17 protein-coding genes and 1 tRNA gene are annotated in these 15975 nt (G+C 61.0%); 1 reads left to right on the top strand and 17 read right to left on the bottom strand.

All coding sequences use genetic code 11. The features are described 5' to 3' along the window. Positions 1-4: 4 nt before the first annotated feature. Complete coding sequence (locus LOY22_RS06365) at positions 5-889, bottom strand: glycosyltransferase family 2 protein (RefSeq protein WP_093386460.1); 885 nt, start codon at positions 887-889, stop codon at positions 5-7. 344 nt (positions 890-1233) lie between these two features. On the opposite strand from LOY22_RS06365, the gene LOY22_RS06360 reads away from it, so the two are divergent. Continuing rightward, complete coding sequence (locus LOY22_RS06360) at positions 1234-3330, top strand: TonB-dependent receptor (RefSeq protein ID WP_408980938.1); 2097 nt, start codon at positions 1234-1236, stop codon at positions 3328-3330. A gap of 60 nt (positions 3331-3390) precedes the next feature. Here the strand turns inward: LOY22_RS06360 and LOY22_RS06355 are convergent. The 16 genes from LOY22_RS06355 to LOY22_RS06280 all read right to left on the bottom strand — a co-directional run bounded on the left by LOY22_RS06355 (position 3391) and on the right by LOY22_RS06280 (position 15952). Continuing rightward, positions 3391-3466 (bottom strand) — tRNA-Lys (locus tag LOY22_RS06355). A 61-nt stretch (positions 3467-3527) separates the two neighbouring features. Further along, the gene (gene queC, locus LOY22_RS06350) at positions 3528-4202 is read right to left on the bottom strand and encodes a 7-cyano-7-deazaguanine synthase QueC (protein ID WP_045193531.1); all 675 of its coding nucleotides are present in this window, start codon (positions 4200-4202) and stop codon (positions 3528-3530) included. 13 nt (positions 4203-4215) lie between these two features. Next, the gene (gene queE / locus LOY22_RS06345; RefSeq protein WP_093386470.1) at positions 4216-4863 is read right to left on the bottom strand and encodes a 7-carboxy-7-deazaguanine synthase QueE; all 648 of its coding nucleotides are present in this window, start codon (positions 4861-4863) and stop codon (positions 4216-4218) included. A 158-nt stretch (positions 4864-5021) separates the two neighbouring features. Then, complete coding sequence (gene ybgF, locus LOY22_RS06340; RefSeq protein ID WP_045193533.1) at positions 5022-5849, bottom strand: tol-pal system protein YbgF; 828 nt, start codon at positions 5847-5849, stop codon at positions 5022-5024. A 6-nt stretch (positions 5850-5855) separates the two neighbouring features. Then, complete coding sequence (pal, locus tag LOY22_RS06335) at positions 5856-6353, bottom strand: peptidoglycan-associated lipoprotein Pal (protein WP_010223188.1); 498 nt, start codon at positions 6351-6353, stop codon at positions 5856-5858. A gap of 52 nt (positions 6354-6405) precedes the next feature. Next, a complete protein-coding gene (gene tolB / locus LOY22_RS06330) occupies positions 6406-7707 on the bottom strand; it encodes a Tol-Pal system beta propeller repeat protein TolB (RefSeq protein ID WP_045193535.1) in 1302 nt (433 codons plus the stop codon). After that, a complete protein-coding gene (gene tolA, locus LOY22_RS06325) occupies positions 7704-8780 on the bottom strand; it encodes a cell envelope integrity protein TolA (protein WP_093386479.1) in 1077 nt (358 codons plus the stop codon). Before tolA ends, tolB begins: the two co-directional genes overlap by 4 nt. After that, entirely contained in the window at positions 8780-9232 is a 453-nt protein-coding gene (tolR, locus tag LOY22_RS06320) for a protein TolR (protein WP_045193537.1), read from the bottom strand. The genes tolA and tolR overlap by 1 nt, the downstream gene beginning before the upstream one ends. A 14-nt stretch (positions 9233-9246) precedes the next feature. Beyond that, the gene (gene tolQ, locus LOY22_RS06315) at positions 9247-9942 is read right to left on the bottom strand and encodes a protein TolQ (RefSeq protein WP_010223192.1); all 696 of its coding nucleotides are present in this window, start codon (positions 9940-9942) and stop codon (positions 9247-9249) included. A 2-nt stretch (positions 9943-9944) separates the two neighbouring features. Beyond that, positions 9945-10400: a tol-pal system-associated acyl-CoA thioesterase gene (gene ybgC, locus LOY22_RS06310; protein WP_045193538.1), complete on the bottom strand. Its 456-nt coding sequence runs from the start codon at positions 10398-10400 to the stop codon at positions 9945-9947. Positions 10401-10525: 125 nt separating this feature from the next. Further along, positions 10526-11581, bottom strand: a complete 1056-nt coding sequence (ruvB, locus tag LOY22_RS06305) for a Holliday junction branch migration DNA helicase RuvB (RefSeq protein ID WP_045193539.1) — start codon at positions 11579-11581, stop codon at positions 10526-10528. Beyond that, positions 11582-12190, bottom strand: coding sequence for a Holliday junction branch migration protein RuvA (ruvA, locus tag LOY22_RS06300; RefSeq protein WP_010223195.1), 609 nt, complete (start codon positions 12188-12190; stop codon positions 11582-11584). Positions 12191-12298: 108 nt separating this feature from the next. Next, entirely contained in the window at positions 12299-12823 is a 525-nt protein-coding gene (ruvC, locus tag LOY22_RS06295; protein ID WP_093386484.1) for a crossover junction endodeoxyribonuclease RuvC, read from the bottom strand. 170 nt (positions 12824-12993) lie between these two features. After that, positions 12994-13740, bottom strand: coding sequence for a YebC/PmpR family DNA-binding transcriptional regulator (locus LOY22_RS06290; RefSeq protein ID WP_093386489.1), 747 nt, complete (start codon positions 13738-13740; stop codon positions 12994-12996). A 121-nt stretch (positions 13741-13861) separates the two neighbouring features. Next, positions 13862-15637 (bottom strand): aspartate--tRNA ligase, encoded by a 1776-nt coding sequence (aspS, locus tag LOY22_RS06285; RefSeq protein WP_045193709.1) that lies wholly within the window; start codon positions 15635-15637, stop codon positions 13862-13864. A 93-nt stretch (positions 15638-15730) separates the two neighbouring features. Then, positions 15731-15952, bottom strand: coding sequence for an FmdB family zinc ribbon protein (locus LOY22_RS06280; RefSeq protein ID WP_045193542.1), 222 nt, complete (start codon positions 15950-15952; stop codon positions 15731-15733). Positions 15953-15975: the final 23 nt, after the last annotated feature.

The raw sequence follows: 15975 nt of genomic DNA, 5'->3' as shown, positions 1-15975 counted from the left end.
CTGATCAACGGTGCAGTACGAGGCGCTTCAGGCGTTTGAATGTGGTGCGGTTGTAATGGCGTAGCGGGATCGAGCGCAACAGTTGCCAGGCAAATTTCTTGTCGGCGACCACCGCATACTTCAATGCCTTGTTGATCAGCACCGTCCTGCCCTGCTGATAGCCGGGATGCGTTTTGAAGGGCGCCATCGCCAGCATATCGGCATCCAGCAGGACCTTGAACTTTCGCGACAGGTTGTTGGGGTGGCGGCGATAGCGCGTCACGCACACCGGCAACTCGTGAATCTGGTAGCCCTTGCTGGCGATCCTGAGGGTGATCTGGAAATCCTGGACCTTGATCGCCGGGTCGTAGAACTGCGCCGCGCGCATCGCCTGCATGCGGTACAACGCGCCCGGCGCACCGATGACCACTGCCTCGCGGACGATCTGGTCGAAGCTGAAGGTCTTTACCTCGGTGCGCTGCTGGGTCTTGGTTTCGGCGCCATCGCTGTCCATGTAGGCGATCAGGGCGCCGACGCAGCCGACCTCGGGGTGCTCGTCCAGGTACCTGGCCCTGACGCTGAGCGAATGCGGGAGCATGATGTCGTCCAGGTCCGGAGTGGACACATACACGCCCCGGGCATGCTTGAGGCCATTGTTCAGCGTGGCACTGACGCCCTGATTGTGCTGGGTCAGCAGGGTGAAAGCGTAGGTGTCCTGCAGCGCCCGGAGCATGGCAAGGCTGTTGTCCGTCGAGCCATCGTCGACAATGATCACCTCGAAGTTGGGGTAATCCTGGGCAAAGATGCTCTGCAGCGCGGCCTCAAGGTACTTCTCGGCGTTGTAGCAAGGAGCGACGACCGAGATCAGTGGCGGCGACTGGGAAGGCTGCTGGGCGTGTTCTTGGGTCATTACGGGTAAAAGCCTTATGCCGGCCTCACGACGGAGGCGGGTCATCTTTGAGTTCGAAGTGGCACCATGATGCTGGAACTCTGCCTGGTTGTCATGGTTCGCTCCAGAAACATGTCGAAACACCTACAGCTGCAAGAAAGGTAAGCGGCGAGATTATCATCGGCAGCGTAACTGCTAATAATTCTCATAAACACTTACATTTAATTTTCACTGGGGTGAAACTTTACATGTCTTGCCAACTTGCTCGTGGTCGTTCATCGCATTCCTTCATGGCTTCAGCGCTGGGCCTTGCCGTCGCTTCAACATCAAGCTATTCGCTCGCCGAGAAGGCGTCCAGCCCGCCTATGGAGCTGGGCAATATCAACATCGATGCCAAGGCCAGCAGCGACTACAAGACTGAACGCTCGGCGTCGGGCAAGTACACCACCACCCTGCTCGACACCCCGCAGACCATCACCGTGGTGCCCTCCCAGGTAATCAAGGAGCAGCAGGCCCTGAGCCTGCGCCAGGTACTGTCCAACGTCTCCGGCATCACCTTCAACGCCGGCGAAGGCGGTGGCGGCTCGGGCGACAGCATCAACATCCGCGGCTTCTCGGCCAACAGCAATATCCAGATCGACGGCTTGCGCGACAGCGCCCAGACCAACCGCACCGACACCTTCAATGTCGAGCAGGTCGAAGTCATCAAAGGCCCCAACTCGGTGTTCGGCGGTGCCGGCACCACCGGCGGCAGCATCAACATCATCAGCAAGCAGCCCCAGGACCAGGCCTTCACCCGCCTGGGCGGCGGTGTCGGCACCGACAGCTACTACCGCATGACCCTGGACAGCAACCAGCCGCTGGAGGGCGTAGGGCATGACAGCGCGTTTCGCATCAACCTCATGGGCCACCAGAACGATGTGGCCGGCCGCGAACAGATCGACCGTGAACGCTGGGGGCTCGCCCCATCGCTGCGCCTGGGCCTGAGCGAATCCACGCGCCTGACCCTGAGCGCCTTCCACCAGGTCGATGACAACCTGCCCGACTACGGCGTACCGGCCCTGGACGGCAAACGCCTGGCCGGCGTCAGCCGCGAAGACTACTTCGGCTGGAAGAACCTCGACAAGGAAGAGATCGAGCAAAGCTCGTTCACCGCCAACTTCGAACACGACTTCAACGACAACCTGCGCCTGCAAAACCTTACGCGCTACAGCCACATTGCCCGCGATACCACGGTTTCGGCTTCGCACGTCAACACCACCGGCCTGCCGCCTGGCCGCTATCGCCCCGCCGGCCCCCAGGGCTACGGGCGCGATGCGACCACCGAAATGTGGATCAACCAGACCAATCTGATCAGCAACTTCAAGCTGCTGGGCATGCGCCATGACCTGGTCACCGGCATGGAAGTGTCACGCGAAACCATGGACCTGAAGACCTACGGCTACGGCTTGAGCAACGCCCTGTATCCCGCTAATGGTTATGATCTGAGCAACCCGCCGGGGCACTGGTCGGGGCCGGCCAACAAGGCCACCAGCAGCTACACCGACACCGAGCTGACCAACCAGGCGCTGTACATCTTCGACACCATTGCCCTGCATGAGCAATGGGACCTGAACCTGGGCCTGCGCTACGACAAGTTCAAAGGTCAGGCCCAAGGCTACGACGCCGGGCATGTACGCACCTCCGACTTCGACTCCACCGACGAGAAACTCAGTGGCCGTGCCGGGCTGGTCTACAAACCGACTGAGAACGGGCGTATCTACCTGGCCTGGGGCAACTCCTTCAACCCTTCGGCAGAGAGCCTGGCCTCCACCGGCGGCGGCCTGAGCGCGGCCACCGAAAACCTCGCCCCGGAAAAGAACGAAACCTGGGAACTGGGGACCAAATGGGAGCTGCTCGACAAGCGCCTGGAACTGGACGCGGCGCTGTTTCGGGTAGAAAAGACCAACGCCCGCGAAACCATGGCCGACGGCTCCACCCAACTGGCCGGCAAGCAGCGTGTACAGGGCGTCGAAGTCGGGGTCACCGGGCATATCACCGAGCAGTGGGATGTGTTCGCCAACTACACCTTCCTCGACAGTGAAACCCTCAAGGCCGCCAACACTGCAGCCGGTATCGCCCGTGAAGGCCAGGCCCTGGGCAACACCCCGCCGCGCTCGCTGAACCTGTGGACCACTTACCAGCTGCCGGCCGGCTGGACCCTGGGCTATGGCGCGCGTTATGTCAGCGAACGCAACGTCACCTCCAGCACCAGCGCCAAGCTTGACGCCTACTGGCTGCACAACGCCATGGTGGCGTACCGGGTCAACGAAGACCTCGACCTGCAGCTGAACGTCAACAACCTGTTCGACAAGGATTACGTTGAGCGTGTGCGCCAGCAGAACGGCACCGATGCGCGTTCTTCGGCCATAGAGTACGGCGATGCGCGTTCGGCGATTCTGTCGGCGACCTACGCGTTCTGATAGGTAGGAAACGAAAAAGCCCGAGACCTTTGCAGGACGCGGGCTTTCTCTTACAGCGTATGGTGGGTCGTGTAGGATTCGAACCTACGACCAATTGGTTAAAAGCCAACTGCTCTACCAACTGAGCTAACGACCCGTTGGATGGCGCGTATAATACTGATTTCTAACAGGAAATCAACACCCCATCGCAAAATAATTTAAAAATATCTGGTCGGGTCCTCTACACCGGCGGCTTTAAAGCCGTCGGCGCGCAGGCGGCAGCTGTCACATTTGCCGCACGCACGGCCTTGATCGTCGGCCTGATAGCAGGAAACGGTCAGGCTGTAATCCACCCCGCGGGCCATGCCGGCCTGGACGATCTGCGCCTTGCTGAGGTTCTGCAGCGGTGCCTGGATGCGAAAGCCGTTGCCTTCGACACCGGCTTTGGTAGCCAGATTGGCCATGCGCTCGAACGCCTCGACGAACTCCGGGCGGCAATCCGGATAACCGGAATAGTCCACAGCATTGACGCCGATGAAGATATCGCGGGCTTCCAGTACCTCTGCCCAGCCCAGGGCCAGGGACAGGAACACCGTATTGCGTGCCGGCACGTAAGTGACCGGGATGCCTTCGCTCGGCGCTTCAGGTACATCGATGCTGCTGTCGGTCAGGGCCGAGCCGCCAATACCGTCCAGGCTCAGGCCGATGACCTTGTGTTCGACCACGCCCAGGTCGCGGGCAACCCGCGCTGCGGCGTTGAGCTCGGCGCGGTGGCGCTGGCCGTAGTCGAAGCTCATGGTGTAGCAGCTGTAGCCCTCGGCCTTGGCCATGGCAACAACAGTGGCCGAGTCGAGGCCGCCGGAAAGCAGAATTACCGCACGTTTCTCAGTCATTGCATCACTCCTGTCAGCGTCCCGGTTCGTCGTTCCACAGCAGTTTGTGCAGCTGCATCTGGAAACGAACCGGCAAATTATCGGCCACGATCCAGTCGGCCAGGTCGGTGGCACTCACCTGGTGGTGGCTGGGCGAGAAGAGGACATCGCCAGCGCGTTTTTCCAGGCCATATTGAATGAGCTTGGACACCGCCCAATCGTAGTCTTCACGGGAACAGATAACGAACTTGACCTGGTCATTCGGGGTCAGCAGCTCGATATTCTCGTAACGGTTGCGGTGAACTTCCTCGGAGCCTGGGGTTTTCAGGTCGACCACGCGACTGACCCGGGTGTCGACCCTGGAAATATCCAGGGCGCCACTGGTCTCCAGCGAAACCTCGTAACCGGCGTCGCACAGCTGCTTGAGCAAAGGGATGGCATTGGGCTGGGCCAGCGGCTCGCCGCCGGTGACGCAGACATAGCGCGGCTTGAAGCCGGCGACCTGGTCGAGGATCGAGTCGAGGGTGCGGATGCTGCCGCCACTGAATGCGTACTCGCTGTCGCAATACTGGCAACGCAGCGGGCAGCCGGTGAGGCGGACGAATACCGTGGGCAGCCCAGCGGTACGCGTTTCACCCTGCAAAGAGTAAAAAACTTCGGTAATGCGTAATGTGTCTTGCATAGTCGCCACGGGCGTAACAGCTAAACAGGCTGTCCGCCTCCGTCAGGCACTGCTGAGAACCCGTCATCGCGTAGTTCGCAGCAGCGTGTTTCATAAAAGGGCAGTGATTCTAACGAAAAAACCCGCGACTAGCGCGGGTTTCTTTTAAAACGGCTGGTTCAGAGCTTTTGCAAATCGCGCTGGGCCAGTTGTGCAGCCGAGGTACCCGGGTACTGGGTAACCACCTGCTGGAGAATGCCCTTGACCCGGTCGGTGTGACCCAGGCGGCGTTCCACGTCGGCGAGCTTGTACAGCGAATCCGGCACCTTGTTGTGCTTGGGATACAGCTGGCTCACTTTGGCAAAGGCTTGCCCTGCCGCTTGCAGGTCACCTTTGGCCAGGTTTACTTCACCGAGCCAGTACTGGGCGTTGCCGGCATACTGGCTGTTCGGGTACTTGCGCAGGAAGGCGTTGAACGCCTGGCTGGCCTTGTCGAAATCCTTGGCTTTGATCAGGTCGAAAGCAGCGTCGTAATAGAGCTTCTCTTTCGCCGGATCGCCAGGTTCGCTGCTGGCGGCAGGCTGCTGGCCGGTGGCAGCACCGGTGGCAGCGCCTGCAGCAGCACCGGCGGCTTCGCCACCGGCTGGGGAATTGGGCGGAGTGGCGGCAGGTGCAACACCGCTTCCGATACGCCGATCCAGGTCCTGGTAACGCTCCAGGCTCTCCTGTTTCATGCGTGACACGTCATTTTGCAGCTCTTCAATGACGCCTTGTTGACGCGCTATCTGCTCCTGCATTTGCTGCAGTTGCATGAACAGCTGGCCCTGTGCCGAGGCAGGGGCCGTAACCCCTCCCCCGGCATAGGCGCCGTTCGTACCATAACCCGCAGGCGGATAGCTGCTTGCGCCGCTATAGCCTGCGTTGTCATCAACAACAGGAACCTCAGCCCAGGCCATGAGAGGCAGGGTGAGAGCCAGGACGGTTACAGCACGACGGCACGTTCGCATATCGAATTACTTACGCAGTTCGACGCGACGGTTCTGAGCCCAGGACTGCTCGTCGTTACCGGTAGCAACTGGACGCTCTTCGCCGTAGGAAACCAGTTCCAGCTGGGCAGGAGAAACGCCTTGCAGTACCAGGTAGCGTTGAACGGCTTTCGCACGACGCTCGCCCAGAGCCATGTTGTATTCGCGAGTACCACGCTCGTCGGTGTTACCTTCCAGAACGACGCGAGCGCCGTTGCCTTTCAGGTCCTTGGCATGAACGTCCAGAGCGCGCATGGCTTCTGGCTTCAGGTCCGAGCTGTCGTATTCGAAGTAGAAGGTGGTGATTGCGCGCAGAGCAGCTTCTTCGCTCAGGCTGCCGTCAACAGCGCCAGTGTTGGCACCGTAGCCAGCGTTAGGATCAACCTGGCCTTGACCAGCATCGTCGCCGCCTTTCGAGGAGCAACCTACAGCTACGGCCATGGCCAGAGCCAGCGCAGCAAACTTACCAAACTTCAGCATTTCCATCGTGAAACTCCTAATGAACCCCAGTGTGTTAAGTAAAACGTAAAGCGCCGCGTCAGTTCAGGTAAGGGGACCAGGACGGTTCTCTGACTTCGCCTTGAGCGGTAGGAAGCGGGAGCCTCACGCGTCCGTTGAGAGAGACGAGCATCAAGACTCCCCGGCCCTGCTGGCGGGTGGCGTAGATTAGCATGGTGCCGTTGGGCGCAACAGTGGGTGACTCATCAAGACTTGTTTCCGAGAGAATCTTTACACTGCCGCGTTGCAAATCTTGTGCAGCCACTTTGAAGTTGGTGAAACCTTGTTGGCGATGAATCATCACCAGGGTCTTTTCATCCGCCGACAGTTTAGGGTTGGCGTTGTAGTTACCCACGAAAGTTACCCGCTCTGCACCACCACCGGAAACATTGGTTTTGTAGATCTGTGGTTTACCACCGCGGTCGGAGGTGAAGTAGATGGTCGAGCCATCTTTACCCCAGAACGGTTCGGTGTTGATACCCGGGCCTGCGGTCACGCGCGACAGCTGGCGCGAACCCATGTTCATCACGTAGATGTCCGGGTTGCCGTCCTTGGACAGCACGAACGCCAGGCGCGAACCATCCGGCGACCAGGCTGGCGCACCGTTGAGGCCTTCGAAGTTGGTGATCTGCTCACGGCGACCGGTATCGATATGCTGGACGAAGATGCGCGGACGCTTCTGCTCGAACGACACGTAGGCAATGCGCTTGCCGTCTGGTGCAAAGCGCGGCGACAGGATCGGCTCACGCGACTGCAGCAGGGTTACCGCCCGCGCACCGTCGTAGTCCGAACGCTGCAGGGTGTAACGGGTGTTGTTGGTCGAGAAGCGCTCGGCGGTCACGTAAAGCATGCGGGTAGAGAATGCACCCTTGATGCCGGTGAGCTTTTCGAACGACTGGTCGGCGATGTAGTGCGACATGTCGCGCAGTTGATCGACGCTGCCCGAGACGCTGCCGGTCAGCACTTGCTGCTCGGTGGCGACGTTGAACAGCGCGTACTGCACCTGCAGGCGGCCGCCGGACGGAACGATGCTGCCGACCATCACGTACTGGGCGCCCAGGGCTTTCCAGTCACGGAAGATCACTTCGCTGGCCTGGCTCGGCTGGCTGATCATGTTCTGGCGCGGGATCGGCGAGTAATAACCGGAGTTGCGCAGGTCATTGCCGATGATGTCAGCCATGTCTTCAGGCAGCACGCTGCCGCCCTGCAGCCCGAACGGCACGACCGCGATCGGCGTGGCGCGATCGCTGCCGCTGGTGACCAGAATGTTCTTTTCATCTGCTACGGCCAACCCTGCTGCACAGCAGAGAACGACCAGCAGTCCTCGAAGAAGGTTAATCACAAGGCTAGATCCTCAGGTGTGAATGTCATCTTGAATGAACGATAGGGATTGAATTCGCTCGGTTTCAAGCCCTGCATTTCGGTTAAACGACCAATGTTCTTGACCGCTGCCACAGCCGAGCTGTCAAACGGACCGTCACCACTGGAGCGGGCTACGCTCACCGAGGTAATGGTGCCGTCCGGCAACATGCCGATCTGCAGGACCACCGTCATGTTCTTGCGCGCAGAAGGCGGACGTGCCCAGCCCTCGGCCGCACGTGCACGGATCAGGTCGTCGAAATCGCCGGCTACCTGGTCACCCTGCTCGTCAGCCAGGGCCTGCTGCCGTTCGGTGGTATCGGACAGAAGCTCGGCCAGGGCCTGGGCTTTCTTGTCTTCCGCCGCCTTGCGGGCTGCATCCTGTGCCTTCTTCTTGGCCGCATCAGCTGCGGCTTTCTTCTTGGCGTCTTCGGCGGCTTTCTTCTTCGCCTCTTCAGCCGTTGCTTTTTTCTTGGCGTCCTCGGCCGCCTTCTTCTTGGCGTCCTCGGCTGCTTTTTTCTTGGCTTCTTCAGCCGCCTGCTTCTTGGCCTCTTCGTCAGCCTTTTTCTTGGCTTCCTCTTCGGCCTTCTTCTTGGCGATGTCAGCCTGTTGCTTCTCGGCAGCCTTCTTCGCCTCTTCGGCTTTCTTGGCTTCGGCGGTTTTCTTCGCTTCCTCGGCCTTCTCGGCCTGTTCGGCTTTCTTCGCTTCAGCTTCGGCTCGCGCCTCTTCGGCCTTTTGAGCCGCTTCTTCTTTCTTTTGTTCCGCAGCCTTCACTGCCTGCTGCTCGACCTTCTTCTGTTCCATCTGTTCTTCTTCGGTTTGACGCGAAGCAGTCTTCTTGGCCTCACCGGCAATCTTCTGATTGGTCTGGGTGGTGGCCTGGCTCTTGGATTTGAGCTGGTACAGGGTTGCCTGGACAATAGGCTTGGCCGGCGGCAGCTCCGGGGTCATGGCAAAGCTGACGAACAGCATGCCGAACACCAGAACGTGCAGCGCAATGGCCCAGACACTGGGCCAGAAATAGCTTTCCGAGGCGGATGGCTCTCGCTGTTGCATCAGGGCGCCTCGGTAATCAGGCCAACGTTACCGACACCTGCCTTCTGCAACCCGCCCATGGCACCCATGACCGCGCCGTAGTCGACGGACTTGTCGCCACGGATGAAGACCTGGGTCTGCTTGCCCTGGTCACGGCCGGCGCTGATGATCTTGGTCACGGCGTCGGTCATTTGCGGCAAGGTCATGGCCTTGTCCATCTGCTTGTCGGTGTCGACTTCACTGCCAAGGTTCCAGTAGTAGGTCTTGTCAGCCTTGATCGAAATGGTCAGGACCTGGGTGTTGTTGTCCTGCGGCAAGGCTTCACTGGAAACCTTGGGCAGGTCGACCTTCACGCCCTGGTTGAGCATCGGTGCGGTCACCATGAAAATCACCAGCAGTACCAGCATCACGTCGATGTATGGCACCACGTTCATTTCGGCGACCGGCTTGCGTTTGTGGCGAACTCGGGCCATGGGCTTTTACCTGATCACTCTTCGCTGGTGTGCACTTTACGGTGCAGGATGGCCTGGAACTCGTCGGCGAACGTGTAGTAACGGCCGATCAAGACTTCACTGCGGGCAGCGAAACGGTTGTAGGCAATAACCGCAGGGATCGCGGCGAACAGGCCGATCGCGGTGGCGATCAGGGCTTCGGCGATACCCGGGGCCACGGTGGCCAGGGTCGCTTGCTGCGCCGAGGCCAGGCCACGGAAGGAGTTCATGATGCCCCAGACGGTACCGAACAGGCCGATGTACGGGCTGGTGGAACCGACGGTGGCGAGGAACGGCAGGCTCTGCTCGAGCTTCTCTTCCTCACGGGAGATGGCTACGCGCATGGCCCGGCCAACGCCTTCCATGACCGCGTCCGGGTCGACGCCTGGCTGTTGGCGCAGACGCGAGAACTCTTTGAAGCCGGCGCGGAACACCTGCTCTACACCCGAATCCGGGTCCGGGTTGCTGCCAGCCTGACGATACAGCTTGGACAGGTCGATACCCGACCAGAAGCGCTCTTCAAAGCTGTCCAGCGCACGACGACCGGCGCGCAGCATGGTGCTGCGCTGGAAAATCATGATCCATGACGTTACCGATGCGGCCACCAGAATCAGCATGACCAGCTGCACCACGATGCTGGCATTGCTGACCAGGCTCCACATGGAGGTATGGTCGACGACGTTAGCTTCCACGCTTAATCTCCTGCATTTGAATGAGTACCCGGATCGCCCGCCTCGGCAAAGGCCGCGCGCAGCGCTTGGGGGATGGCCCGGGGTTTGAAAGTATCGGCGCGCACACAGGCCACCAGGAACTGCCCCTCACAGAGCAGCGTTGCATCTTTTTCGCGCCACACCTGCTGCACGAAGCGCAGGCTGGCGCGGTTCAATTCAAGCACTTGCGCGGTAACCCGCAACTCGTCGTCCAGCCGCGCTGGCGCGTGATAGCGCGCCTCGCTGGAATGGACCACGAACAGCAGGTTGTCCTGCGCCAGTGCCGACTGGGCAAAGCCCAGGTCACGCAACCGCTCGGTGCGGGCACGTTCCATGAATTTCAGGTAATTGACGTAATACACCACGCCGCCGGCATCGGTATCTTCGTAATAGACACGACAACGATGTGCGAACGGCTCTAGCTCGTTTTGCGCGCGCATACTCTAGTGCTAACTCCTCAGCTTGCCAATCCGCCCCGGCAACTGTTTTTCATCGATTATGTCGTATTGCCAGCGCGACTGAGGCATGCCCGCGGATAGGACCACAGAAACGCTGGATAAATCTGTCATTCATCGGTCTGGGCGGAAAAACCCTCGCCGCTGATCGATTCGCCCAGGCGGTTGGGAATGTTCAGGCCGAAATGCAGGTAGGCATGCCGGGTCACCACCCTGCCCCGTGGCGTGCGCATGATGTAGCCCTGCTGGATCAGGTAGGGCTCGAGCACGTCTTCGATGGTGTGACGCTCTTCGCTGATGGCCGCGGCCAGGCTGTCGACCCCCACCGGGCCGCCGTCGAACTTCTCGATCATGGTCAGCAGCAAGCGCCGGTCCTGATGATCGAAACCGCGCTCGTCGACGTCCAGCAGGTTCAGCGCCATGTCGGCCACCGGCTTGGTGATGTGGCCCTTGCCACGCACCTCGGCGTAGTCGCGCACCCGCCGCAGCAGGCGGTTGGCAATCCGTGGCGTGCCACGGGCGCGGCGGGCGATCTCGAAGGCACCTTCGTCTTCAATGGGCAGGCCGAGAATGCCACCGGAACGGCTGACGATGGTCGCCAGGTCCTCGGTGTTGTAGAACTCAAGGCGCTGGACGATGCCGAAGCGGTCACGCAGCGGGTTGGTCAGCATGCCGGCACGGGTGGTGGCGCCGACCAGAGTGAACGGCGGCAAGTCGAGCTTGATCGAACGCGCCGCCGGCCCCTCGCCGATCATGATGTCGAGCTGGAAGTCTTCCATGGCCGGGTACAGCACTTCTTCGACGATGGGCGACAGGCGATGGATTTCGTCGATGAACAGCACATCGTGCGGCTCAAGGTTGGTCAGCAACGCGGCCAGGTCACCCGGGCGCTCGAGGATCGGCCCGGAAGTGCTTTTGATCGACACGCCCATTTCCTGGGCAATGATATTGGCCAGGGTGGTCTTGCCCAGGCCCGGCGGGCCGAAGATCAGGGTGTGGTCGAGGGATTCGTTGCGCCCGCGGGCGGCCTGGATGAACAGCGCCATCTGTTCACGCACCACCGGCTGGCCGATGTATTCGGCCAGGCGCAATGGGCGGATCGCCCGGTCCTGGACCTCTTCACGGTCGCGCCCGGTGGCGGCTATCAGTCGATCGGCTTCAATCACTTAGATCATTCCCTTCAGGCTGCGACGGATCAGCTCTTCGCTGCTCAGGCCCTTGGCATCCACGGCGGCGACCGCCTTGCTCGCTTCCTGGGGCTTGTAGCCCAGGGAAATCAGCGCGCTGACGGCATCGGCCTCGGCGCTGGAAACGCTGGCAATCGGCAGTGGACCATTGGGCACAAGGGCAAACATGGCCGGGGAGGTTTCCCAGGCCTTGAAGCGGTCCTTGAGTTCGACCAGCAGGCGTTCGGCGGTCTTTTTACCAACCCCCGGCACCTTGACCAGGGCCGAAGCATCCTGGGCCTGGACACAGCGTACCAGTTCGTCGACCTCCAGGCCCGACATCAATGCCAGGGCCAGCTTGGGCCCCACGCCATTGAGGCGGATCAGCTCGCGAAACAGCTCGCGCTCGCGCTTTTCATGGAAGCCATACAGCAGGTGGGCGTCTTCGCGCACCACCAGGTGGGTGTGCAAGGTCACCACTTCGCCAACCTTGGGCAGGCGGTACAGGGTGGTCATCGGCACTTCGAGCTCATAGCCCAGGCCGTTGACGTCGACAATCAGGTGCGGCGGCTGTTTTTCAGCCAGGGTGCCGCGCAAACGTCCAATCACGTTCCGATCCTTCCTCATGGGTACCGGCAAGCGACCGGTCAACCCTAACAGCAAATGCAATGGCCGATGGCATTGCCCAGGCAAAATTTGTTTCAGCAGATGATGCTATCAGAGCCGCAAGCGCCCGCTGCGACTGCGCGCCGTACCCAGGCCGTGGGGCACCAGGCTTGAGCGGGTATGGGCATGGCACAAGGCGATGGCCAGGGCGTCGGAGGCATCGATCTGCGGCTTTTGCGTCAGTTTCAGCAGGTGCATGACCATCATCTGCACTTGCTCCTTGTTGGCCCCACCGGTGCCGGCTACCGCCTGCTTGACCTGGGTGGCGCTGTACTCGGCGATTTCCAGGCCTTCTTCGATAGCCGCGACGATCGCCGCGCCGCGGGCCTGGCCGAGCTTGAGCGCCGAGTCGGCGTTGCGCGCCATGAACACCCGCTCGATGCCCATGGTCACCGGGCCGTGCTGGCGGATGATTTCGCGCACGCCGCGAAAGACGATCTGCAGGCGCTCGGGCAGCTCGCCGGCGCCGGTACGAATGCAGCCCGAAGCCACGTACTCGCAACCCCGCCCGCTGTGGTGCACCACGCCATAGCCGGTAATGCGCGAGCCGGGGTCGATGCCAAGAATCAGAGTCATACGTCTTTGCGCCATAGTAAAAACAGAAGCCGGACCGGCTCGCAGGTGCAATGCAACTGCAGGCAGATCCGGCCTCGGGCCGGTAGGAGCGGGCTTGCCCCGCGATTGCGCACTACCACCCAATCGCATCGCGAGGCAAGCTCGCTCCCACCTAAATGAACAACTTGAGACTAGCCGAGCTGTTCCATGACTTCGTCAGGAATTTCGGCATTGGAGTAGACGTTCTGTACGTCGTCCAGGTCTTCAAGCATGTCGATCAGCTTGAGCACCTTCTGTGCGCCGTCCAGGTCGAGTTCGGCGCTGGTGGTCGGCTGCATGACGATTTCCGCGTCAGCGGCCTTGAAACCGGCCTCTTCCAGGGCGTTGCGCACGGCATAGAAGCTGTTGAACGAGGTGAAGACCTCGAACGAGCCATCTTCGTTGCTGACCACGTCGTCGGCATCGGCCTCCATCGCCGCTTCCATCAGCGCGTCTTCGTCGACGCCGGCGGCGAAGCTGATCTGGCCCTTGCGCTCGAACAGGTAAGCCACCGAGCCGTCAGTCCCCAGGTTGCCGCCGCATTTGCTGAAGGCATGACGCACAGCGGCGGCGGTACGGTTGCGGTTGTCGGTCATGGCCTCGACCATGATCGCCACGCCGCCCGGGCCGTAACCTTCGTAGCTGAGCTCTTCGACGTTGTCGGCTTCGGCCGTGCCAGCACCGCGGGCAACCGCCCGGTCGATGATGTCGCGGCTCATGTTCGCCCCCAACGCCTTGTCCAGGGCCAGGCGCAAGCGCGGGTTGGAGGCAGGATCGCCTCCGCCCTGCTTGGCGGCAACGGTCAGCTCACGAATCCACTTGGTGAAGATCTTGCCTCGCTTGGCATCCTGGCGCTCTTTGCGGTGCTTGATGTTTGCCCACTTGGAATGACCTGCCATAACGCACTCCGAATCCTTTGTAACAATGCCACGCCGCGGCCGCGCTCACGCCCGGCCGAGACCTTTAAATTCATGCGCCTTAACGCAAAGGCGCATCCATCTGGATGCGCCCGGGGCCCGCTTACTCAGCCTTGGGCTGTTCGCGCAGACGGATATGCAACTCACGCAGGGCCTTGGCATCGACCAGGCCAGGGGCCTGGGTCATGACGCACGCGGCGCTCTGGGTTTTCGGGAAGGCAATGACTTCGCGAATCGACTGGGCGCCGGTCATCAGCATCACCAGACGGTCAAGGCCGAAGGCCAGGCCGCCGTGCGGCGGTGCGCCGAACTTCAGGGCGTCGAGCAGGAAGCCGAACTTCTCTTCCTGTTCAGCCGCTTCGATACCCAGCAGACGGAAGACCGCCTGTTGCATCTCTTTGCGGTGGATACGGATCGAACCGCCACCCAGCTCGGTACCGTTGAGGACCATGTCGTAAGCACGCGACAGGGCGGTGGCCGGGTTGGCCTCGAGCTCTTCGGGGCTGCATTTTGGCGCGGTGAACGGGTGGTGCAGCGCGGTGAAACTGCCGTCGTCGTTCTCTTCGAACATCGGGAAGTCAACCACCCACATCGGGGCCCACTCGCAGGTGAGCAGGTTGAAATCGTTACCGACCTTGATACGCAGGGCGCCCAGCGCCTCGCTGACGATCTTGGCCTTGTCGGCGCCGAAGAACACGATGTCGCCATCGACCGCACCAACGCGATCGAGGATCACGTTGAGGTTGGCCTCAGGGATGTTCTTGACGATCGGCGACTGCAGGCCTTCAACGCCCTTGGCGCGCTCGTTGACCTTGATGTAGGCCAGGCCCTTGGCACCGTAGATGCCGACGAACTTGGTGTACTCGTCGATGCGGCTGCGCGGCATGCTCGCGCCACCTGGCACGCGCAGGGCGGCAACACGGCTCTTCGGATCGTTGGCCGGGCCGCTGAACACCTTGAATTCGACGTCCTTGAGCTGGTCGGCAACGTCGACCAGTTCCAGCGGGTTACGCAGGTCAGGCTTGTCGGAACCGTAGCGGCGCATGGCTTCTTCGAAAGTCATGTGCGGGAATTCACCGAATTCCAGGTCCAGGACTTCCTTGAACAGCTTGCGGATCATGCTTTCGGTCAGGCCCATGATCTCGGACTCATCGAGGAAGCTGGTCTCGATGTCGATCTGGGTGAATTCCGGCTGACGGTCGGCGCGCAGGTCTTCGTCACGGAAGCACTTGGCGATCTGGTAGTAGCGGTCGAAACCGGCAACCATCAGCAGCTGCTTGAACAGCTGGGGCGATTGCGGCAGGGCGAAGAAGCTGCCGGCGTGGGTACGGCTCGGCACCAGGTAGTCACGCGCGCCCTCAGGGGTGGCACGGGTAAGGATCGGCGTTTCGACGTCGAGGAAGCCGTTTTCGTCGAGGAAGCGACGGATGCTGGTGGTGATGCGCGAACGCAGACGCAGCTTCTCGGCCATCTCTGGACGACGCAGGTCGATGAAGCGATAGCGCAGGCGGGTTTCTTCGCCAACGTCGGAGTATTCGTTGAGCGGGAACGGCGGGGTTTCCGCTTCGTTCAGCACGGTCAGCTCATAACCCAACACTTCGATGGCACCCGAGGCCATGTTGGCGTTGACTGCGCCAGCCGGACGCGGACGCACCTTGCCGGTAATCTGCACCACGTATTCGCTGCGCACGCGGTCGGCGGCGGCGAAGCTTTCTGCGCGATCCGGGTCGAAAACGACCTGGGCCATGCCTTCGCGATCACGGATATCGAGGAAAATCACCCCGCCGTGGTCGCGGCGACGATGGACCCATCCGCAAAGGGTAATTTCCTGACCTTCCAGGCTCTCGTTCAGTTGGCCGCAATAATGGCTGCGCATCATGATGGTGGTTTCGCTTCTCGTCATTCGTATGTTCAGTGGAGGCCTTGCAGCCCCAAAGGGCTAATAGTGCAAGACCCTGCCGGTGCAATCAACTCAGTCGGCCTTGTCGCCGCCTGCCAGGTTCTTTTTCGCACCGGTCTTGAAGTCAGTTTCGTACCAGCCGGTACCACCCAGGCGGAAGCCCGGGGCCGAAATCAGCTTCTTCAGCGCTGGCTGCTCACACGCCGGGCAATCGGTCAGCGGCGCGGCGCTGAGCTTCTGGAGGACTTCCAACTGGTGGTTGCAGGAAGCACATTGATAGTCGTACATGGGCATAGGCGTGTCTCGTTAACCACAGC

The organism is Pseudomonas sp. B21-035, assembly GCF_024748945.1.
In the GTDB taxonomy this organism is placed as follows: domain Bacteria; phylum Pseudomonadota; class Gammaproteobacteria; order Pseudomonadales; family Pseudomonadaceae; genus Aquipseudomonas.
This window is presented reverse-complemented; position numbering and strand designations above follow the sequence as displayed.